Source organism: Paenarthrobacter sp. 10L412, from assembly GCF_056395565.1.
The window spans coordinates 318,227-337,739 of sequence record NZ_JBFTJT010000007.1; the positions used below are offsets into that span (position 1 = coordinate 318,227).

The 19,513-nt window shown below is 61.9% G+C and carries 20 protein-coding genes; 16 read left to right on the forward strand and 4 right to left on the reverse strand.

Annotation, left to right across the window (positions count from 1 at the left end; translation table 11 throughout):
- Positions 1-37: 37 nt before the first annotated feature.
- From nagB to AC1DD7_RS11750, 3 genes are all read left to right on the forward strand, one after another.
- Entirely contained in the window at positions 38-820 is a 783-nt protein-coding gene (gene nagB, locus AC1DD7_RS11740) for a glucosamine-6-phosphate deaminase (protein ID WP_216923939.1), read from the forward strand.
- Positions 821-828: 8 nt separating this feature from the next.
- The gene (locus tag AC1DD7_RS11745) at positions 829-1,164 is read left to right on the forward strand and encodes a DUF3039 domain-containing protein (protein WP_431120260.1); all 336 of its coding nucleotides are present in this window, start codon (positions 829-831) and stop codon (positions 1,162-1,164) included.
- 112 nt (positions 1,165-1,276) lie between these two features.
- Positions 1,277-3,052, forward strand: coding sequence for a DEAD/DEAH box helicase (locus AC1DD7_RS11750; RefSeq protein WP_477515093.1), 1,776 nt, complete (start codon positions 1,277-1,279; stop codon positions 3,050-3,052).
- Positions 3,053-3,058: 6 nt separating this feature from the next.
- Here the strand turns inward: AC1DD7_RS11750 and AC1DD7_RS11755 are convergent, their stop codons facing one another.
- Complete coding sequence (locus tag AC1DD7_RS11755) at positions 3,059-3,685, reverse strand: isochorismatase family protein (protein WP_477515094.1); 627 nt, start codon at positions 3,683-3,685, stop codon at positions 3,059-3,061.
- Positions 3,685-5,013, reverse strand: coding sequence for a nicotinate phosphoribosyltransferase (locus AC1DD7_RS11760; RefSeq protein WP_477515095.1), 1,329 nt, complete (start codon positions 5,011-5,013; stop codon positions 3,685-3,687). The genes AC1DD7_RS11755 and AC1DD7_RS11760 overlap by 1 nt, the downstream gene beginning before the upstream one ends.
- A gap of 37 nt (positions 5,014-5,050) precedes the next feature.
- Here AC1DD7_RS11760 and clpS point away from each other — a divergent pair, with 37 nt between their 5' ends.
- The 6 genes from clpS (at position 5,051) to rdgB (ending at position 9,524) form a co-directional block, all read left to right on the forward strand.
- A complete protein-coding gene (gene clpS / locus AC1DD7_RS11765) occupies positions 5,051-5,413 on the forward strand; it encodes an ATP-dependent Clp protease adapter ClpS (protein WP_216923934.1) in 363 nt (120 codons plus the stop codon).
- Positions 5,406-5,972, forward strand: coding sequence for a DUF2017 domain-containing protein (locus AC1DD7_RS11770; protein WP_477515096.1), 567 nt, complete (start codon positions 5,406-5,408; stop codon positions 5,970-5,972). Before clpS ends, AC1DD7_RS11770 begins: the two co-directional genes overlap by 8 nt.
- Positions 5,973-6,036: 64 nt before the next feature.
- Complete coding sequence (murI, locus tag AC1DD7_RS11775) at positions 6,037-7,173, forward strand: glutamate racemase (protein WP_477515097.1); 1,137 nt, start codon at positions 6,037-6,039, stop codon at positions 7,171-7,173.
- Positions 7,170-7,967: an MBL fold metallo-hydrolase gene (locus tag AC1DD7_RS11780; RefSeq protein WP_431115612.1), complete on the forward strand. Its 798-nt coding sequence runs from the start codon at positions 7,170-7,172 to the stop codon at positions 7,965-7,967. The genes murI and AC1DD7_RS11780 overlap by 4 nt, the downstream gene beginning before the upstream one ends.
- Positions 7,968-8,061: 94 nt before the next feature.
- Positions 8,062-8,820 (forward strand): ribonuclease PH, encoded by a 759-nt coding sequence (rph, locus tag AC1DD7_RS11785; protein ID WP_254186194.1) that lies wholly within the window; start codon positions 8,062-8,064, stop codon positions 8,818-8,820.
- Positions 8,817-9,524, forward strand: coding sequence for an RdgB/HAM1 family non-canonical purine NTP pyrophosphatase (gene rdgB, locus AC1DD7_RS11790; protein ID WP_477515098.1), 708 nt, complete (start codon positions 8,817-8,819; stop codon positions 9,522-9,524). The genes rph and rdgB overlap by 4 nt, the downstream gene beginning before the upstream one ends.
- Positions 9,525-9,595: 71 nt before the next feature.
- Here rdgB and AC1DD7_RS11795 read toward each other — a convergent pair whose 3' ends face one another.
- The gene (locus tag AC1DD7_RS11795) at positions 9,596-10,360 is read right to left on the reverse strand and encodes a DedA family protein (protein ID WP_477515099.1); all 765 of its coding nucleotides are present in this window, start codon (positions 10,358-10,360) and stop codon (positions 9,596-9,598) included.
- Positions 10,361-10,566: 206 nt separating this feature from the next.
- Between AC1DD7_RS11795 and AC1DD7_RS11800 the strand changes: the two genes are divergently transcribed.
- Entirely contained in the window at positions 10,567-11,613 is a 1,047-nt protein-coding gene (locus AC1DD7_RS11800; protein WP_477515100.1) for a 3'-5' exonuclease, read from the forward strand.
- A gap of 89 nt (positions 11,614-11,702) precedes the next feature.
- The gene (locus AC1DD7_RS11805) at positions 11,703-12,251 is read left to right on the forward strand and encodes a DUF4395 domain-containing protein (protein ID WP_477515101.1); all 549 of its coding nucleotides are present in this window, start codon (positions 11,703-11,705) and stop codon (positions 12,249-12,251) included.
- A gap of 13 nt (positions 12,252-12,264) precedes the next feature.
- Here the strand turns inward: AC1DD7_RS11805 and AC1DD7_RS11810 are convergent, their stop codons facing one another.
- Positions 12,265-13,335, reverse strand: a complete 1,071-nt coding sequence (locus AC1DD7_RS11810; RefSeq protein ID WP_477515102.1) for an ADP-ribosylglycohydrolase family protein — start codon at positions 13,333-13,335, stop codon at positions 12,265-12,267.
- Between the two features lie 145 nt (positions 13,336-13,480).
- Here AC1DD7_RS11810 and AC1DD7_RS11815 point away from each other — a divergent pair, with 145 nt between their 5' ends.
- From AC1DD7_RS11815 to AC1DD7_RS11835, 5 genes are all read left to right on the forward strand, one after another.
- Complete coding sequence (locus AC1DD7_RS11815; protein WP_309929050.1) at positions 13,481-13,837, forward strand: YidH family protein; 357 nt, start codon at positions 13,481-13,483, stop codon at positions 13,835-13,837.
- Positions 13,838-13,867: 30 nt separating this feature from the next.
- Positions 13,868-14,218 (forward strand): DUF202 domain-containing protein, encoded by a 351-nt coding sequence (locus AC1DD7_RS11820; protein ID WP_477515103.1) that lies wholly within the window; start codon positions 13,868-13,870, stop codon positions 14,216-14,218.
- 99 nt (positions 14,219-14,317) lie between these two features.
- The gene (locus AC1DD7_RS11825; RefSeq protein WP_477515104.1) at positions 14,318-15,235 is read left to right on the forward strand and encodes an MIP/aquaporin family protein; all 918 of its coding nucleotides are present in this window, start codon (positions 14,318-14,320) and stop codon (positions 15,233-15,235) included.
- Between the two features lie 71 nt (positions 15,236-15,306).
- Positions 15,307-16,482, forward strand: a complete 1,176-nt coding sequence (locus AC1DD7_RS11830) for an exonuclease SbcCD subunit D (protein ID WP_477515105.1) — start codon at positions 15,307-15,309, stop codon at positions 16,480-16,482.
- Positions 16,479-19,487 (forward strand): AAA family ATPase, encoded by a 3,009-nt coding sequence (locus tag AC1DD7_RS11835; RefSeq protein WP_477515106.1) that lies wholly within the window; start codon positions 16,479-16,481, stop codon positions 19,485-19,487. The genes AC1DD7_RS11830 and AC1DD7_RS11835 overlap by 4 nt, the downstream gene beginning before the upstream one ends.
- Positions 19,488-19,513 lie beyond the last annotated feature (26 nt).

Consider the following 19,513-nt stretch of genomic DNA (forward strand, 5'->3'; position numbering starts at 1 on the left):
AGTACCGCGCAATTCCTACACAAGAAAGGCAGTGACGATGGAAGTTGTCATTCTCCCTGGCACCAAACAGATTGGCGCGCTGGCGGCAGATGCCATCGAAGCCCTTGTGCGCCGCAAGCCGAACGCCGTGTTGGGTTTGGCCACGGGCTCGTCTCCGCTGCCGATCTACGACGAATTGGCCCGGCGCTACGAAGCCGGGAGCGTGGACTTCAGCGAGGCACATGGATTTGCCTTGGACGAATATGTCGGACTTGAGGCCGGGCATCCGGAGTCCTACCGCGAGGTGATCCGGCGCGAGTTTACCAACCGGGTGAATATCAAGCCTGAGAATGTGCATGGCCCGGACGGTGCCGCCGAGGATCTGGAAGCAGCCTGCCAGGCCTACGAGGATGCAATCAAGGATGCCGGCGGCGTGGACCTCCAGATTCTGGGCGTGGGCACGGACGGCCACATTGGATTCAATGAACCCGGTTCATCGCTGGCGTCCCGCACCCGGATCAAAACGCTGATCGAGCAGACGCGCAAGGACAACGCCCGCTTTTTCAACAGCATCGACGACGTCCCGCACCATGTAGTCACCCAGGGTTTGGGCACCATCATGGATGCCCGCCACGTCATCCTGGTGGCTACGGGTGCACAAAAAGCCCAGGCAGTGCGGGACTTCGTCGAAGGACCGGTAGCCGCCATTTGCGCTGCATCCGTCCTCCAGATGCATCCTCACGCCACAATATTGGTGGACGAAGCCGCTGCGTCGTCGCTGAAATTGGCCGATTACTACCGCCACACCTATGACAACAAGCCGGAGTGGCAGGGTCTGTAGACGGTAAGATGGATGCCATGACTACGCTTCCTCCGGATCCATTCGAAAACGACCCCATGCGCGAGCTTTCCGGAGCCGGAACGTCCACATCCACCATTGAGCGCGAGGAAACTCGCCAGGAAGTGGAGCCCGGCGACCGCGAGCGGTTCTCGCACTATGTTCGCAAGGAAAAGATCATGGAGTCGGCCATGACCGGCGAGCCCGTCATTGCCCTCTGCGGCAAAGTCTGGACGCCGGGGCGCGATCCCCAGAAGTTCCCGGTCTGCCCGGAGTGCAAGGAGATCTATGAGGGTCTCCGTCCCGGCAAAGACGGTGGAGACAGCGGCCCGGGCAACTCCAAGTAGTGGCTGGGAAGAGAACACAGGTCCCTTCCGATCGTGACCGCAATGCGGTCCACTGCCGCGTGCCCAGAGAACCGGGGCTAATTTTCGCTGCCATCAGGCCGGGGGAGTCCGCATGACAGAAACATTATTTGGTGGTCCATCCCTGCCTCCCGCGTACCCTGAACGCGCCGCGTGGGGCACCGCCCCCAAGCTGCGCGCCTGGCAGCAGGAAGCCCTGGACCTCTATATGGCCAGGCATCCAAAGGATTTCCTGGCCGTGGCTACGCCTGGCGCCGGTAAGACTACCTTTGCCTTGCGGATTGCCACCACGCTGCTGGACAGCGGCGTTGTTAACAGGATCACTATCGTGGCGCCCACGGACCACCTGAAGCGGCAGTGGGCTGACGCCGCTGCCCGGGTGGGCATTGCGATTGACCCCAACTTCAAGAATTCCGATGGCCAGCATGGCCGTGGATTCGTTGGTGTCGCTGTGACATATGCCCAGGTGGCGAGCAAGCCGATGCTGCACCGTGCCAAAACAGAAGCCGCCCGGACGCTGGTAATCCTGGACGAAATCCACCACGGTGGAGAGGCGCTGTCCTGGGGAGATGGCTTGCGCGAGGCCTTTGATCCAGCGGCAAGGCGCCTTTCCCTGACCGGAACGCCGTTCCGTTCAGATACCTCACCCATCCCCTTCGTGGAATACGCCGAGGACCGCGACGGTATTCGACGCTCCAAAGCCGATTACACGTATGGCTACGGCAATGCGCTCCGGGACCACGTGGTGCGTCCTGTGCTTTTCATGGCTTACTCAGGCCAGATGCGCTGGAGGACCAGTGCAGGTGACGAAATGGCCGCCTCCCTCGGGGAAGCGGCTGTCACCAAGGACATCACGTCACAGGCGTGGCGTACGGCGTTGAACCCGACCGGCGAATGGATCCCGGCTGTCCTTGCCGCCGCGGATAAACGCCTTAGCGAGGTTCGCCGGACGGTCCCGGACGCCGGTGGGCTGGTTATCGCCACGGACCACGACGACGCCCGCGCGTACGCAGGGCAGCTAAAGAAGATCACCGGGCAATCGCCCACAGTCATTCTTTCTGACGACTCGAAGGCTTCCAGCAAGATCGAGGACTTCTCCGCAGGAGACAAGCGGTGGATGGTCGCCGTCCGAATGGTGTCCGAAGGCGTGGACGTTCCTCGCCTCTCGGTGGGCGTCTACGCTACGTCCACCTCCACGCCGCTGTTTTTTGCCCAGGCCGTAGGCCGTTTTGTGCGTGCCCGCAAAAGGGGCGAGACGGCGTCGGTCTTCCTGCCCTCAGTTCCACCCCTGATGGTGCTGGCCAACACCATGGAGGCCGAGCGCGACCACGCTCTTGACCGCCCGGAAAAGGATGAGGACGGACTTTTCAGCCCTGAAGAGAACCTCATGGCCGAGGCGAACCGCGAGGACAAGGCATCGGAGGAGCTCACCAAGGGCAAGTTCGAAGCTCTCGACTCGCAGGCTTCCTTTGACCGCGTCCTTTTCGACGGCGGTGAATTCGGTACGGGAGCGGACATCGGCTCTGATGACGAGTTGGACTTCCTCGGCATTCCCGGGCTTCTCGACGCCGAGCAAGTAGGTACGTTGCTGCGTCAGCGGCAGCACGAGCAGCAATCGCGCAAGAAACGCCAGTCGCCTTTGGCTGCCGCAGCTTCACCGACCGTGCCTGATCACCGCATGCTCATGGACTTGCGCAACGAACTGGCCAAGAACGTGGCAGCGTGGTCAGCCCGGACAGGCACACCGCATGGAGTGGTTCACACCAAACTGCGCGAACTATGCGGTGGACCTGCTGTAGCCCAGGCGAACGAGGAACAACTTCAGGCGCGGTTGCGTAAGTTGCAGGATTGGTTCATCGGCCGAAAGTAACCGGACTTAGCTGCGTTCAACCTCGACGCCGGCGGCTTCCATTTCGTCGAAGGTTTCGGTGAGGTCCTCGGCGATTCCCGCAGTCAGGTCCGCAATGACCGTAGTGGTGTACCCGGCCTGCACGGCGTCAAGGGCCGTTGCCTTGACGCAGTAGTCCGTGGCGATGCCCACGACCACCACCTCTTCGACGTCGTGGCTTTGGAGCCAGTCATCGAGGCCGATGGCATCTTCATCCAGGACCTCGGAGACAGCGGAGCCGGCTTTGAGATCCCCGGAAGGGACGTCGTCTTCCGGGGCAAGGACGCCCTCAAAGCCGGAGTAGGCCGCTGTGTACTGTCCTTTACGGAAGTAAGCCTGGATGTATTCCGGGTCCAGGTCTTCGTGGAGTTCAGCTCCTTTGGTCCGGGCCCGGCAATGCGGCGGCCAGGAATCCACCATGTCCGGCTCATCGGAGAAGTGGCTTCCCGGTTCGATGTGCCAATCCTGGGTGGCCACGATGTGGTCGAAATGCTGTTGGTTTGCATCCACGTACTCGGTGAGGGCGCCGGCAACCGCAGCGCCTCCTTCGACGGCGAGGCTACCGCCTTCGCAGAAGTCGTTCTGGACATCGACGATGATCAGGGCCCTGGACATCAGTTCTCCTCGTAGATGGTGGGGATGGCGGCCTCGCCGCGCTGCAGGCGGTTCACTACGGCAGGCAGTTCGGCCATGCTGGCGGCGTGCCGTTCTTTGGCGCGGATCACGCCTTCGGGGCCCGTCCAGCCGGGCAGGAGTTCACCGTTCTTGATGAACTGGTGCAACAACGAGCGGTCGTTTCCGTCGTCCTCCGGCCGGCGACCTATTCCAACGATCTCCTGCGTGGCCCTTCCCTGTTCGTTGAGCTTGCGCAGGGCGTACTTGCGCCCACCAACGCTGGCCTTGTTCTTGGCCGCCTTCGCAACGGAGATGAACTCGCCGGCGTCGTTTGTCCTGCTCACCAGTTTGTACACCATGCTGGCGGTGGGAGCGCCGGAGCCCGTTACCAACGACGTGCCAACCCCGTAGGAGTCCACCGGGGCGGACTGGAGGGCGGCTATGGCGAATTCGTCGAGGTCGGAGGTCACTACTATCCGGGTGTTCACGTTTCCAAGGTCATCCAACAGTTGCCGGACCCACTGCGCCTGGGCAATCAGATCGCCCGAGTCCAGGCGGACGGCGCCCAGTTTGTCCCCTGCGAGTTCGACGGCGGTCCGCACCGCTGTTTCGACGTCGTACGTGTCCACCAGCAGTGAGGTTCCCGGGCCGAATGCGGCGATTTGTGCTTCGAAGGCCTCGCGTTCGGTGTCGTGGAGGAGCGTGAAAGAGTGTGCCGCAGTACCAACGGTCTTGATGCCGTAGCGTCGTCCGGCCTCAAGGTTGGAGGTGCTGGCGAAGCCGGCGATCACTGCGGCGCGGGCAGCCGCCGTCGCGGATTCTTCCTGGGTGCGCCGGGAACCCATTTCGATGCATGGCCGGTTACCGGCCGCCGACGTCATCCTTGAGGCCGCGGAAGCGATGGCGCTGTCGTGATTCAGGACGGAGAGGATGTAGGTCTCCAGGATGCAGGCTTCTGCGAACGTGGACTCAACGATGAGGATGGGGGAGTTGGGGAAGTAGGCGTCGCCTTCCGCGTAACCCCAGATGTCTCCATTGAATTTGTAGTTGGCCAGGTAGTCCAGTGTCTCCTGGTTGACCACCTTGTTCTGCTCAAGGAACGCGAGTTCGGCTTCGCCGAAGCTGAAGTCGGCGATTCCTTCCAGGAGGCGGCCGGTTCCGCCTACTACGCCGTAGCGGCGGCCGTCAGGCAGGCGCCGGGCGAACGCTTCAAACACTGAGCGGCGATGGGCAGCCCCGGAGTGCAGGGCGGCCTGGAGCATCGTCAACTCGTAGTGGTCGGTGTACAAGGATGTGGCGGGATGGTCCCAAGACGTGGCTCTACTCACGAATTCACTCTAGTGCGAGCCGCCATAGAATGGACAGATGACCCCTAGCGTTGCATTTGGCACGGACATTGATGAGCGGACGGAAGCTGTAGAGCAGACGTCCACCGATGTCCTGACTGCCCCGGACATCCCTTGGAATTTGGTGATCTGGAATGATCCCGTCAACCTCATGAGTTACGTCAGCTATGTGTTCCAGAGTTACTTCGGCTACTCCGAGTCCAAAGCACACAAGCTCATGATGGAGGTCCACAGGAAGGGCCGCTCCATCGTGGCGCACGGCAGCAAGGAACAGGTTGAGCAGCACGCAGTAGCCATGCACGGCTTTGGCCTGTGGGCCACCGTGGAGAAAGCGGCAAGCGGAAACGAAGCACCCGGGAAGGGCGGCCGCCAGCGTGGCTAAGGCATTCAAATACGGACTCAAGGGAATCACGGGCTACCTCGAGCCTGCCGAGCGGGATCTTTTACGGGGACTGCTGGACGACGTCATCTCGATGCTGGAGTCCGATGCCAGGGAGAACGAGGACCCGCTGGCCGCCTTGATCGGCTTGGACATGGACGTGAAGCAACCGAGCGATCGCGCCTTGCTGCGGCTTTTGCCGAACGTCATGAAGGACGACGACGGCGGCTCGCTTGAGTTCCGGCAATTGACCGAACGCTCGGTGCGGGAAAACAAGATTGGCGCGTTGAAGGCCACAGCGATGGGCCTGGACAAGGACGATCTTCTACTGACCCCGGAGGAAGCAACGCGCTGGTCCATGGCCTTGAATGATGTTCGCCTGGTTTTGGCCGAACGCCTGGACATCCGTGACGAAGCGGACGCCGAGCATATCCACAGCATGCAGGACTGGAGCCAGGCGGAGGACGTGGAGAGTTACCTGGCGTTGGTCTACAACTTCACCACCTGGCTCCAGGAGTCACTGGTGCAATCGATGATGGCGGCCAGGCAGGCAAAATCCTGATCAGGAAGGCCATCGCCGCGCCTGCCTATGTGACACATCAGACACGAGGCGGAGGCCACAGGTAATGGCCGCAACACAGGGGAAGCCTTATTCTCGAATAATCATGACTTCAGCATCTGACAGTTCAACGGGCGGCAGTTCAACGGGTGACGGTTCAACAGGCGCCGCAGGGGCCCCGATTGCTGCCCCGCCCGGTGACCTGGGGGTCTCCAATGAGCTCATGGGATCCCGCCCGATTGGTGTCTTCGATTCCGGCGTTGGTGGGTTGACGGTAGCCCGCTCCATCATCGATCAACTCCCCAACGAATCGATCCTGTACGTGGGGGATACGGCAAATGGACCCTATGGGCCGCTGCCCATCGCCGAAGTACGGGCCAACGCCCTGGGTGTGATGGACGAGCTGGTGGATTCGGGTGTGAAGCTGCTGACCATTGCCTGCAACTCCGCTTCGGCCGCAGTTCTCCGGGATGCGCGTGAACGCTATACAGCGCGATATGGGATACCCGTTATTGAGGTCATCCAACCCGCTGTGCGTAGAGCGGTCGCGGCCACCCGTTCCGGCAGGATCGGTGTTATTGGGACCTCCGCCACCGTGGGCTCGCGCGCCTATGAGGACACGTTCGCGGCAGCCCCGGATCTTGCCATTACCTCCGTGGCTTGCCCGGCCTTCGTGAGCTTCGTTGAAGCCGGCATCACCACAGGGGCTGACCTCCTGGCAGCGGCCAATGAGTATCTGGAGCCACTGAAACACGCTGGTGTGGACACCGTGGTGCTCGGGTGCACGCACTACCCCCTCTTGACAGGGGTGATCTCTTTCGTCATGGGCGAGGACGTGACCCTGGTGTCCAGTGCGGAGGAAACTGCCAAGGACGTCTACCGTGCGCTGGCCACTCACGGTATCCAGCGAACCGACACAAGTGCCCCCAGCCATGAGTTCATCGCAACCGGTGACGCCGTCCAATTTGAAACATTGGCCCGCCGGTTCCTGGGCCCCGAGGTCTTGTCCGTGAAACACGTCGACCACGTGGCTGCGCAATACCCCACCGGAAGCCTGGCGCGCATCACCCCGGAAATGCTGGAAGCAGCCCGGAGCGGGGCCGGATTGTCGCGCCGTTCCTACTTTGTACAACCGGAGAATTTCGTCCAACCGGACAATGGAGTCAGCCCTGATTCCAGTGCCATCCCAGGACGTGGCCTGTGAAACTGACCATCGTGGGCTGTACTGGTTCCTTTCCGGGTCCCGGCTCGCCGGCGTCGTGCTATCTGGTGACTGCGCACGACGGTGAGCGGGAATGGAAGATCGTAATGGACCTTGGGAGCGGAGCCTTGGGCGCCATCCAGCGTTACACGGATCTTGAGGACATTGACGCCATTTTCCTCACGCACCTGCACCCGGACCATTGCATGGACTTGTGTGGCCTCCACGTAGCGGTCCGCTGGAAGCCCGGCGGCTGGGGGCGGGACCGGATTCCCGTGTGGGGCCCGGCAGCAACTGCGGACAGGATGGCAACAGCCTATGGGCTGGACCTGGATCCGGGCATGCATGAGGAGTTCGACTTTACTCATTGGGCCGAACAGAAGCCCGTTACTGTCGGCCCCTTCACGGTGACTCCCTACGGCGTCAACCATCCGGTGGAAGAAGCATACGCGTTGCGTGTCACTGCAACGGAACCAGGCAAGGACGGGACGCCCATAACGCGGGTACTGACATATTCGGGGGACACCGATTCGTGCCAGGGGCTGGAGGAGGCAGCCAGTGGCGCTGATTTGTTCCTGTGCGAGGCCGCGTTCGAAGAAGGCCGCGATGATGGCATCAAGGACGTGCACTTGACGGGCAAACGCGCTGGGGAAGCGGCCATGAACGCCGGAGCCAAGCGCTTGCTTCTGACTCACATTCCGGTGTGGACTTCGCAGACCAAGGTAATGTCCGAGGCCAAACCGGTGTTTGCCGGGGACGTCGCTGTTGCCGTTGCCGGGGTCCATTACACGATCTAGGCCCCATCGAGCCAGACCCCATCCAGATGGTGCCGTGCGCGCCTGACCCACTGGGCGGCGTCGGGCGTTGTCCCATCGTCGCTAAGCTTGAAGCATGACTTCTGAAGCTACAGCCACACCCGTTATCCGCGCCGACGGCCGGACCCCCGATCAACTGCGTCCCATCAGCATTACCCGCGGCTGGTCCAAGCAGGCAGAGGGCTCGGCGCTCATCGAGTTCGGAAACACGCGGGTACTGTGCACGGCTTCGCTGACCGAAGGCGTTCCACGCTGGCTCAAGGGCGAGGGCCGTGGCTGGGTTACCGCCGAATACGCCATGCTGCCGCGCGCAACGAACACCCGATCCGATCGCGAGTCCGTGAAGGGCAAGATCGGCGGACGCACGCACGAGATCTCCCGCCTCATTGGCCGTTCGCTGCGCTCCATCATCGATACCAAAGCGCTGGGCGAGAACACGATCGTCCTTGACTGCGATGTCCTGCAGGCCGACGGCGGTACCCGCACCGCTGCCATCACCGGCGCCTATGTGGCGCTTGCCGAAGCGATTCGGTTTGCCCGCGAAAACAAGCTCATCGCCCGCAACGCCGAGCCGTTGGTGGACACGATTGCTGCCGTCTCGGTGGGCATCATCGATGGCGTGCCGATGCTGGACCTGCCGTACGTAGAAGATGTCCGCGCCGAAACAGACATGAACGTTGTGGTCACCGGATCCGGCAAGTTTGTGGAGGTCCAGGGCACGGCCGAGGGCGCTCCGTTCGACCGCGATGAACTCAACGCCCTGTTGGACCTCGCCTTGATCGGCACGGGCCAGCTTGCGGCCATCCAGCGCGAGACGCTGGCGGAAGCTCCGTGAGCGGCGACGCCGCAGCGGTCTCCGGCGCATACGGTGCGGATTCGGCCAGTGCAGATCCAGCCAATGCTCCGCGGCTCGTCCTCGCAACGCACAACCAGGGAAAGCTGAAGGAACTCCGGGAACTACTGCGCGGCCAGGTTCCAGGGCTCGACGTCGATACCCAGGTGGTGGATGCAGCTGCCGTTGGTGCGCCGGATGTTGCGGAAACCGGAGTCACCTTTGCTGAGAACTCACTCATGAAGGCGCGTGCCGTGGCTGAGGCAACGGGTTTGGTAGCCATCGCGGACGATTCGGGGCTTGCCGTTGATGTCCTGGGCGGTGCGCCGGGCATCTTCTCCGCCCGGTGGTCGGGAAAGCACGGGGACGACGACGCGAACCTGCGATTGCTGCTCGCCCAGCTCTCCGATGTGCCGGACGCCTTCCGCGGGGCAGCTTTTGTCTGCGCGGCCGCCTTGGCAGTGCCCGGAGCCGACGGAATCACTCACGAAACGGTGGAGTACGGGCAGCTCGAAGGTACGTTGCTGCGCGAGCCACGGGGTGAGGGTGGGTTCGGGTATGACCCCGTGCTCCAGCCCGTGGGAATGGACAGGAGCTGTGCGGAGCTGACATCCGAGGAAAAGAACGCCATCAGCCATCGAGGCCAGGCGTTCCGGGCTTTGCTCCCCGCGATAGTTGCTGCGCTCTCGGGTGTTCATTCGAGGTAGAAGTACAAAGGAGAAGGCACCCCGCGTTTTGCGGGGTGCCTTCTCCTGTGTGGCATCAAGTGCGGTGATGCCTACTTCTCGCGGTGCTTTCCGCCTTCGTGCTCCTCGATGAATTCCTCCACAGGGTTGCTGCCTTCAGCGGCAGCCTTACGCTTGGCAACGACGCCGCGGGCTACCTCGATAATGATGGGAATGACCGAGATCAGGACAATGACGATGAAGATGATGTCCAGGTTGCTGCTGACCCACGGAACGCGGTCACCCAGAAGGTATCCAAGCAAGGTGACGCCGCCGCCCCAAAGTGTGGCGCCGATGACGTTGAAGAGGAAGAATTTGCGTTTGTCCATCTGGGCCACGCCGACGATCACCGGAACGAACGTACGGATGATGGGGACAAAGCGGGCAAGGATCAGGGCCTTGCCGCCGTGCTTCTCAAAGAATGCGTGGGCGCTTTCGACGTTTTCTTTCTTGAACAGCCTGGAGTCCGGGCGGTTGAAGATTGCAGGGCCGGCCTTTGAGCCAATGAGGTAGCCGGTCTGGTTGCCAATGATCGCAGAAACGATGATGAGGGCCGCCAAAGCCCAGATATTGAACTTGATGGTGTCCGTGGCTACAAGAAGGCCAGCGGTAAACAGCATGGAATCGCCGGGCAGGAAGAAGCCCACCAGCAGGCCGGTTTCGGCAAAGACAATGCCGCAAACCAGCAGCACTACCCACGGCGCCAAGGCTGGATCAGCCAGGAAGACCTGGGGGTTCAGCCAGTCCGGCAGGAACGAGGCCATGGGTGGACGCACCGGTCCCGCGCCCCCGAAAGTGGATACGGCTAAGTCGCTCATCGCAGTAAAGATCACCTATCAAGCCTACTGGACCGCCGTCGTCGGGCAGTCTCATGCCTCCGCTGGTAACAGCGGCATTCCCGCGCACAAGCAGATGCGCGAGTGCGAAACACCACGAGGTAACACTCGCCACAAAGCGGTCCGGAAACGCCGCCCCGCCGCGGAAATCGGCAAGAGCGCACCCTTTCCGCCTGTAACCTTGTCCAGTGGCATTGGACTTTACGGCGATCGACTTTGAAACAGCCAACGGCTTCAGGGGGTCGCCGTGTTCGGTTGGCCTCAGCAAAGTCCGCGGCGGTGTGGTGGTGGAAGAAGCCTCCTGGCTCATGCGGCCGCCGGAGAACCACGACCACTTCGAGTTTCACAACACCCGCATCCACGGCATCCGTGCCGAAGACGTTGCCGGCCGTCCCAGGTTCGGGGACCTCTTCCCCGAAATTGGCGCCTTCATCGGCAACGACGTACTTGCGGCCCACAACGCAGCCTTCGATCTGGGCGTTATCCGATCCGGCCTGGAGGTCTCCGGGCTTGCAGGCCCGGCCTACGAGTACGTTTGCACCGTGATGCTGTCCCGCCGCTGCTACTCATTGGTGTCCAACTCCCTGCCGTATGCGGCGGAGGAAGCCGGAGTACCCCTGGTCAACCACCACGATGCCGCCGAGGACGCACGCGCCTGTGCAGGAATCCTGGTGGACATCGCCCGTCGCAATAACGCCAACAGCATCGCCGAACTCTATCTTTCGCTGGGCCTTATGTTGCCCAGGCAACCTGCCTTCGATCCCATGAATGGCCTCTCCAAGCCCACCCTTGCCGCTCTCGCAGGCAATGCTCTCGCAGGCACGGGGTCCGCGGGCAACAGGGCAGGCAGCCCCGCGGAGCAAACCCTGGACGGCGCCTTGAACGGTTCGGGTCGTCCATTCTCGGCGTGGCCCGAGGAAGGCCCCAATCCGTTGCCGAATCCCACAGCCGAACCGGGGCATCCACTGTTCGGCCAGACGGTGGTCTTCACGGGCGACCTCATCATGACCCGTCCGGAGGCTAAGTCACGTGCGGCAGAGATGGGTGCCCGGCCGGAAAGCAGGGTGACCGCACGCACCACTGTCCTTGTGGTGGGCGACGGGTTCGTGGCTGGAGACCTGCGAGCTGGCCGGCTTACAGGAAAGGCGAAGCGGGTTTTGGAACTCCATGCGAAAGGACAGCAGATCGAGGTTGTCTCGGAAGGGGAATTCCTGCAAATGGTGGGCGGGAACTAACTCCAGCCTGGCAGGCGGTCTGGCTCGGCGTGGGTCATAGTGCGAAACAATGCTTCCAGTCCGGGGAGCCGTGCTCCTAGCCTTGGTGCATGACCAAGGACAACCTGTCCCAGTCATCGGTACGCCAAGCCGTTGGCCCAGGGAAAGCCGGCGTTGCTTGGCGCGTCGTCTTCGCCTTTCCCAATCCTGTCAATGAATACGCCGCCCGGATTACGGCCGGACTTGTTGTACTGCTGGCTGTTGCAACACTGCTGACAGGCTCGTCCTTGGGCCTGGTTGCTGTGGCAATCGGTTTCTGGCTCCGTGTCCTTTTCGGCCCCCGCATTTCGCCGCTCGCCTTGCTCTCGGTCAAGGTTTTGGCCCCGCGCATCGGGCACGCCAAGTTGGTGGCTGGTCCTCCGAAGCGCTTCGCGCAAGGTATGGGGGCCGCTTTGAGCAGTGCCGCCGTCGTGCTTTTTTTCACAGGGTTCCAGCCTGCTGCGTGGATCCTCCTCGCGCTGTTGATCGTTGCGGCGTCGCTTGAGGCGTTCCTCGGCTTTTGCCTGGGTTGTGCGGTCTTTGGCTTCCTCCAGCGTCGCGGATTGATTCCCGCGGAGGTTTGCGAAGCCTGCGAGAACATCGCACTGCGACGCATCTGAACGTGCGGGCCGATCAGCCTGTAGTGACAGCGAGTAACCGGTCCGCCATGCCACGAATGACCTCCGTGCCTTCCAACGACTCGAGCCATTGGCCGGGAAGGCATGCTTCGCCGTAATAGGCACCCAAGATGTTTCCCGCGATGGAACCAGTGGAATCGCTGTCCCCATTGTGGTTGATGGCCACCGCGATGGCCTTGCGGAAGTGCTCCGCCGGCTCACTGCCTTGCGTGGACAGGACGGCATAAAGCCCGACGGCGAGTGCCTCCTCGGCCACCCAGCCCTCACCCAGTGTGGTTACCAGCTTTTCAGGACCGAGGGGAGCAGGCTCCGACGACAACCTCAGGGCCGCTTCCAGACGCTCAGGGAGTTCGGGAGCTTTGGTTGGCACGCGACTCACGTAGTCCAAGGCGGCGGAAGCTGCGGTGCGGACGTCACTGCCAGCCACAATATTCTGGATCAACAAGCTGAAGGCAGCCGCGCTTAACCGCGCTGACGGGTGTCCGTGCGTCAACGATGCAGCATCTGAACTGAGTTTGTACACGGCTTCGCGGGAGATATGGGGCACGAGTCCAAAAGGTGCTGAACGCATGACAGTGCCGCACCCCTTGGAACCGGGATTGACTGGCCTGGCCACAGTGCCCATTTCTCCTGAAGCCAATCCGCTGAGGCACGTGTTTCCCGGGGCCCGACGACGCCGGAGTACTTCCTGGCCGTCTATCCACCGCGGTTGTGGAACGGGGGCAGAAGGGGAAACAGCAACGTCCTGGGTTGCCAGCCAGCGAAGGTAGGCCAGCCACAGGCAGGCGATCTCATCTGCTGCCACCCCATCATTGGCCCATTCGAGGGCGTCGACCAGGCCATCCACGGTGTACAGCGTCATTTGTGTGTCGTCCGAAAACTGGCCGACGGCGTCGAGCTGGTCAAAGGACGTGAGCCCGGCGGAACCGTAACGGGCACGAATGGCCTCAAGGCGGTCAAACTCCACTGCGTAGCCAAGGGAATCACCCAATGCACCTCCGAGCAGTGTCCCGTGGACGCGGGATTCAAACGACGGGGCGGCGGGGGAGGAGGCTTCAAAACTCATGCCATCAACTTACCGCGCCCTGCTACGCAACTGATGGGGTTCGCATCTGATGTGGGTACTCAACGGATGGCGTACGCAACTGATGTGAACGGCCGCTGATATGGTGGGGAGGCTGCCCAGCACTAGGAAAACTTGGAGAGACGACGTGCGTGAACCGGCTTGGCGACGGACAGGCAAGACACCTGACTACAGGTTCTCCCTGGCGAACGAACGCACCTTCCTTGCCTGGATCCGTACGTCACTGGCTTTGCTGGCCGGGGCGATTGCCATTGATCAGTTGGCTCCAAACATTGCCCCCCAGCCTGTAAGGATCGTCCTCTGTGTCCTTCTGTCCCTCATCGGGGCCGGTCTGGCTGCACTGTCATACCGCAGGTGGGGGCAGATGGAAGCTGCAATGCGCAACGACGAAGCCTTGCCGTTCTCCTGGGTCATGCTGCTCATGACGATTGTGGTGGCCGTGGCGGCATTCGCTTTCGCCGTGTTGATTTTGGTGGCGCGATGACCAGGTTTGCGCGATGACGAGGCTTGCGCGTTGAGCACGGACCTCCGTGATCCCGGCCTTCAGCCGGAACGGACGACATTGGCCTGGCGGCGCACACTCATTTCGCTTGTGGTGGTGGATCTGTTCATCTGGCGCAGTTGGCTTACCTCCGAGCCCTCTACGGGCCGTCTGATTCCGGGCCTTCCCGGGCTGGATTACCAAGGTATCTGCGCCCTCATGGCTGCTGCCGCCACCATTGTCCTGGCTTGTGTGGTGTGGGTCCGCTCACGGGAGCTTCATGCTGGAAACGAAGCAGCTTCGGCACGACTTATCTTTGTCAGCACCCTTGCCGTGATAGGGCTGGGCGGAACTGCGATCGCGGCCATCGCCTTGGGCGGCTAAGCTCGGATCGGGAGTCAGCAGGGACTCAGCAACTCTTCAGACTCAACTGGCAGGATGCTCAAGGGCCGTCCCCAAACCAATCGTTAGGAACCATTCGACATGACCTCTCCTGTGCAAGCCACGACCGACCACGAACCGGGGCTGTTCGCGCGGCTGTCGGCTGAAGCCGTCGGTTCGATGTTTGTTGTGCTCGTGGCCGTGGGTGTGTCGATCTTCTCGAACCCTTCATCAGCGCCCCTACCCGCCGCCCTTGCGACCGGCCTGACGGTGACAGTGGCCATGCTGGCCTTCGGCCATGTTTCCGGCGGTCACTTCAATCCAATAATCACTCTGGGCAACCTGATTGCCGGCCGCATCCGCGCGCTGGCAGCTGTGGCCTACCTTGCGGCCCAAATCATCGGCAGCGTCATCGGCGCTGCTCTCGCCTACGTTGTAGTTCTGACAGTTCCGGTCCTGACGGATGCGCGGGCGGCCTTCGGCTCCGTGGCGGCCGGTTATGGAGAGCATGCCGCTGCCCAAACCCAGATGGCAGGGGTCTTGATTGTTGAAGTTGTTGGCTCCGCCTTGCTGGTTGCGGTGTTCCTGGGAGCGACCGCCGGACGCCGTGCCTTTCCTGCCGTGGCTCCCTTTGCTGTAGGCCTTTGCGTCGCCGTGTTGCTGCAGTTCGGCCAGGTCCTTGGCAACCTTCCGTTTAATCCAGCGCGCGCAACTGCGCTGGCTTTCTTCAGCCCTTCCTGGGCCTTGGAAGGATTGTGGCTCTTTTGGGTCGCTCCCCTAATGGGGGCCGCACTGGCCGGACTGGCCTTCCGCGGCTTTGGCTACGCCTCCGCGGCCACCAGCCTTGGAGATGACGAGACGTTGGCGTCGGTATCAAGCCGCGGGGACCAGCACCTGGATGTGGATGACACGGAGGATGTCCAAGCGGAGGCAGAGGCAGAGGCAGTGGAGACCGGGACTGTCCGGAAAGAAGCTGCTGCAGATGACGCACGCGACTTCTTCGACGGAAAGAAGGGCTAGCAGCAGGAGAGGATCGACGCCGGACGGCCTGTCTGCGCTTTTTTGTCGGTGCCCACAGTTAGCTTGAAAATATGCGGTTACTCCATACCTCGGATTGGCATCTCGGCCGGTCATTCCACGGCGTTGGCATGCTTGAAGCGCAGCGCGGTTTTGTGGACCAGCTCGTGTCCTTCGTCGAAGCGAAGTCTGTAGACGTTGTCCTCATTGCGGGCGATGTCTATGATCGCGCCCTGCCTGGACTCGATGTCGTCAAACTTCTCGACGACGCCTTGGTGCGTATTACCCAAGCCGGGGCCACCGTAGTGCTCACCAGCGGCAACCACGATTCCGCCATTCGGCTCGGATTCGCGTCCCGCTTGCTCGAACGCGGCGGCGTTCACCTCAGGACGAGGGTCGAGGACCTGGACGTTCCCGTGCTTGTTCCCTTCGGAAAAGATGGGGAGAGCAGCGCCACACTTGCGATCTACGGGATTCCCTATTTGGAACCTCGGCTTGTCGCGGAGCGGCTGGAGGTGGAGACCGCAAGTCATTTCGAGGTCACCCGTGAAGCAACCGAGCGGATTCGGCGCGACCTTCAGGACCGCCGTACATCAGGCGCAGTGCATCCTGTGGTCCTTGCACACACCTTTGCCAGTGGAGGCATCACTTCTGACAGTGAACGGGACTTGAGCATCGGAGGGTTGGGCGCAGTGCCCCTGGATCTCTTCGAGGATTTTGCATACACGGCACTTGGTCACTTGCACGGCCGGCAGGAACTTGTCACGAATGTCCGCTACTCCGGCTCCCCACTGGCTTATTCGTTCTCCGAAGCCAAACATTCCAAGGGCGCCTGGTTGGTTGATATCGATGCCGATGGAAGCATCGGTGTCCAGGAAGTTCTTTGGGAAGCTGCCAAGAGCCTGGCCGTGTTGAGAGGCAAGCTGAACGATCTTCTTGAATCGGGCGAGCACGCCTGGGCTGAAGCTGCCTATTGCCAAATCACCCTCACGGATGCCGAGCGGCCCGCCCAGGCTATGGAGCAAGTCCGAACCCGCTTTCCTGACACCTTGGTCCTGTCCTTCGACCCCGAGGGTGCTGGAACCAAAGACAAAGTCAGTTACAGCGGCAGGCTCGCAGCCGCCCAGGACGACCTCGAGGTCTGCTGCGGGTTCCTGGAACACGTTCGGGAGCGCAGTCCCGGATCTGCGGAAGAAGCTGCCCTGCGCGCCGCCCTCGAGGCCGTGCGCCTGGAGGAGGCTGAACTGTGAGAATCCATCGACTGGAAATTGAGGCTTTCGGGCCTTTTGCCACTGCGCAGCACATTGATTTTGATCAACTCAGTGCACAGGGGTTGTTTCTGCTCAACGGCGCCACCGGGGCCGGCAAAACCAGCATCCTCGACGCCATCTGTTTCGCCCTCTACGGCTCCGTTCCGGGTGCACGCCAGGAAGGTAAGCGCCTTCGCAGCGATCATGCAGCGCCGGGTGCCGAACCCCGTGTGGTGTGCGAATTCTCGGCCCGCGGCAGGCGTTTCGAAGTCAGCCGTTCCCCGGCATGGGAACGCCCCAGCGCGCGCGGCCGGAACGGCTTCACCACCCAACAAGCCAAGACACTGCTCCGCGAGTGGGTTTCCGGAGTCTGGGAGGAAAAATCTTCGCGTAATGACGAAGTCGGCGCCGAGCTGTCCGAGCTTTTGGGTATGGACCGGGAACAGTTCACGCGCGTTGTGATGCTTCCCCAAGGCGACTTTGCGGCGTTCCTTCGCTCCAAAGCCAATGATCGGCTCGAGCTCCTCCAAAAACTCTTTGGGACGCAGCGATTCGAGTCGGTGGAGAAGCAAATTGCGCGGCAGGCGGCCGAAGCTGCGCGCGCCGTGCAGGACAATGCGGCCGAACTGAAGATGCTGCTTGGCAGGGCAGCCGCGGAACGGGAGCAGCTTGGCCTTCCCGATGAGCTCTCAAATGCGGAGACAGCTGCCGAGGCGCCAGAGGCATGGCTCGCGGCCCTGGAGATGGAGTTGCTGGAAGAAGGTGGGCGACGTCAGGACGAGGCCACCGCAGCTGATGCCCAGGCCATACGGCTTGCGGAACAACTTCAGGAGGACCAGGAGAAGGCCCAACGGCATACCAGGCTTGCTGCTGGGATGCAGCGGCGGGTTCTGCATGAACTAGCTGCTGCGCGGGCACTGGAAAACAAGGAAAAGCTGGGAGGACATCGCCGTGCGGCAGTCCTTGGGGGACAACTGGACGCCTTGGACGCCACGGAGCGTAAGTTCCGGTCTGCCTTGGTGGACAGGGACAGGTCCCGGGAGCAGCTTGAATCCAAGGGCTTGGATGCGGCACATCCTGTTGCTGCGCTTGAGACAGTCAAGACCACCCTTGCCGTCCTCGAGGCCCGGCTTCCAGATGAGCGGCGCATGGAGGACGTGGCCACCCGACTCGCAGCCAAAAGAAAAGAACACTCCAGCCACTTGGCGGCCGAGCAAGCAGCAGCAGAATCCCTGCAACACCTTCGAGCCGAGGAATCAGCGGTGAAGGCCGGGATGGCGGCACTGGAACCCTCGGCTGCCCGCGTCGAAGACCTCGAACGGGAGGCCGCCGCTGCCGCCGAACTAGTGTCGGTTGTGTCCCGTCATGAAGCTGCCGCCGCCGAGTTGAAGGACGTCACCGAGCGCCACGCCCGTGCCCGCAACAAAACGCAGGACCTCAGGCAAGCATGGCTTGACATGAGGGAGGCACGCTTGGCCAATGCAGCCGGTGAGCTCGCGGCAGCCCTTGTGCCTGGGCAGCCTTGCGCCGTTTGTGGCAGCAACGAGCACCCGAATCCCGCCGCCGCAGCTCTTTCCGCACTATCCATCGCCCAGGAAGAGGAAGAGGCCAGCAAACTATTTGAAGCGAGCGAAAAGGCTCTGGGACGCAGCGCGGAAGAGGTATCAAGAGCCGCACAGTTACTGGCGGGCCTGGCTGCCCAGGGTGGTTCCGCAGATCCAGAGGAATCGGCCGCCCGCTTGGTCGCGTCCGAAGCTGCGGCAATCGAAGCCCGAAAGTCCTCTGGGGCGTTGGAGAAGCTCCGCAAAGAGCATGAGGATCTCATTAAACGCATTACCCTCCTGCAGCAGGAACATGCCGGGTCAACGAATGCCGCCTTGCAAGCAAGCTCTGCTGTCGAGTTACTTCAGGAGCAGTACCTTGCGCTTGAAGAGGAGCTGGCCGGCCTGAGGCAGGGCTTCGCCAGCCTTCGTGAGCGGTCAGAAGCTCTCACCTCCCAGCGTTTATTGCTTCAGGCTGCGGTGGATGCCGCGAACGAGCTCGAACGTGCCGGGGCTGCGCGCCTTGAGGCGCTCGCTGCGCTGGAAAGGGCATTGCCCGGGTCCGGATTTTCATCGGTCGAGGATGTGCGTCGCGAGCTCATGTCACCCTCGGATGTTGTGGCATTGGAGAAAGCCCTCGCGGATTTCGAGGCCGAAGCTGCCCGTCTGGATGAACTGTTTGCCGGCGAGGAACTCGTCATGGCAGCGAAGGAAGCCAGCATCGGCGAACTTCCCCTGCCGGAGGACGAACTCAGGGTCGCCAAGACTGAGGCTGCCCACGCCATGGAAGCTGCAAAGGCACTGGCGCTTTCCGCGGGGCTCGCAAGCAAAGCTGTGCGGTCCGTGCAGAGGATCCGCGCGGAGTATCAAAACCTTGCCGAGGCAGGAAGGGAACCGCGCGAGCACGCCAACTTGCTGGGTGGGCTGGCGGACACCCTTCGCGGCGCAGGAGATAACAACTACCGCATGAGCTTGAACAGCTATGTGCTGGCTGCCCGGCTGGAACAAGTGGCCATCGCAGCTTCGGAAAGGCTCGTTGCCATGAGCGATGGCCGCTACACCTTGCAGCACACTGACGCCCGGGCTGCACGAAACCAGAAATCCGGTCTCGGACTGGAAGTGGTGGATGAATGGACGGGCCAGCGACGTGACACATCCACGCTCTCCGGCGGAGAATCCTTCATGGCCTCCTTGTCATTGGCCTTGGGCCTTGCGGATGTTGTACAGCAGGAGGCTGGCGGAGTGGACATTGAAACGCTCTTTGTCGATGAAGGGTTCGGAAGCTTGGACGAGCAAGCCTTGGAACAGGTTATGGATGCCTTGGAGGGTTTGCGCGACGGCGGCAGGGTTGTCGGGCTGGTCAGCCACGTCGCAGAAATGAAGCAACGTATCAGCAGCCAGCTGCACGTGGTTAAGGGCCGCCATGGTTCCACAGTGGTTGTTGCCGAAGCCGTGCCGGCCTGAGGCCGGATCCGATAGACTTGATCCGT

Coding starts and splice junctions, on each gene's coding strand:
- nagB (WP_216923939.1), top strand. CDS start 38: ATGGAAGTTGTCATTCTCCCTGGCACCAAACAGATTGGCGCGCTGGCG.
- AC1DD7_RS11745 (WP_431120260.1), top strand. CDS start 829: ATGGATGCCATGACTACGCTTCCTCCGGATCCATTCGAAAACGACCCC.
- AC1DD7_RS11750 (WP_477515093.1), top strand. CDS start 1,277: ATGACAGAAACATTATTTGGTGGTCCATCCCTGCCTCCCGCGTACCCT.
- AC1DD7_RS11755 (WP_477515094.1), bottom strand. CDS start 3,685: ATGTCCAGGGCCCTGATCATCGTCGATGTCCAGAACGACTTCTGCGAA.
- clpS (WP_216923934.1), top strand. CDS start 5,051: ATGACCCCTAGCGTTGCATTTGGCACGGACATTGATGAGCGGACGGAA.
- murI (WP_477515097.1), top strand. CDS start 6,037: ATGGCCGCAACACAGGGGAAGCCTTATTCTCGAATAATCATGACTTCA.
- rph (WP_254186194.1), top strand. CDS start 8,062: ATGACTTCTGAAGCTACAGCCACACCCGTTATCCGCGCCGACGGCCGG.
- AC1DD7_RS11795 (WP_477515099.1), bottom strand. CDS start 10,360: ATGAGCGACTTAGCCGTATCCACTTTCGGGGGCGCGGGACCGGTGCGT.
- AC1DD7_RS11805 (WP_477515101.1), top strand. CDS start 11,703: ATGACCAAGGACAACCTGTCCCAGTCATCGGTACGCCAAGCCGTTGGC.
- AC1DD7_RS11810 (WP_477515102.1), bottom strand. CDS start 13,335: ATGAGTTTTGAAGCCTCCTCCCCCGCCGCCCCGTCGTTTGAATCCCGC.
- AC1DD7_RS11825 (WP_477515104.1), top strand. CDS start 14,318: ATGACCTCTCCTGTGCAAGCCACGACCGACCACGAACCGGGGCTGTTC.
- AC1DD7_RS11830 (WP_477515105.1), top strand. CDS start 15,307: ATGCGGTTACTCCATACCTCGGATTGGCATCTCGGCCGGTCATTCCAC.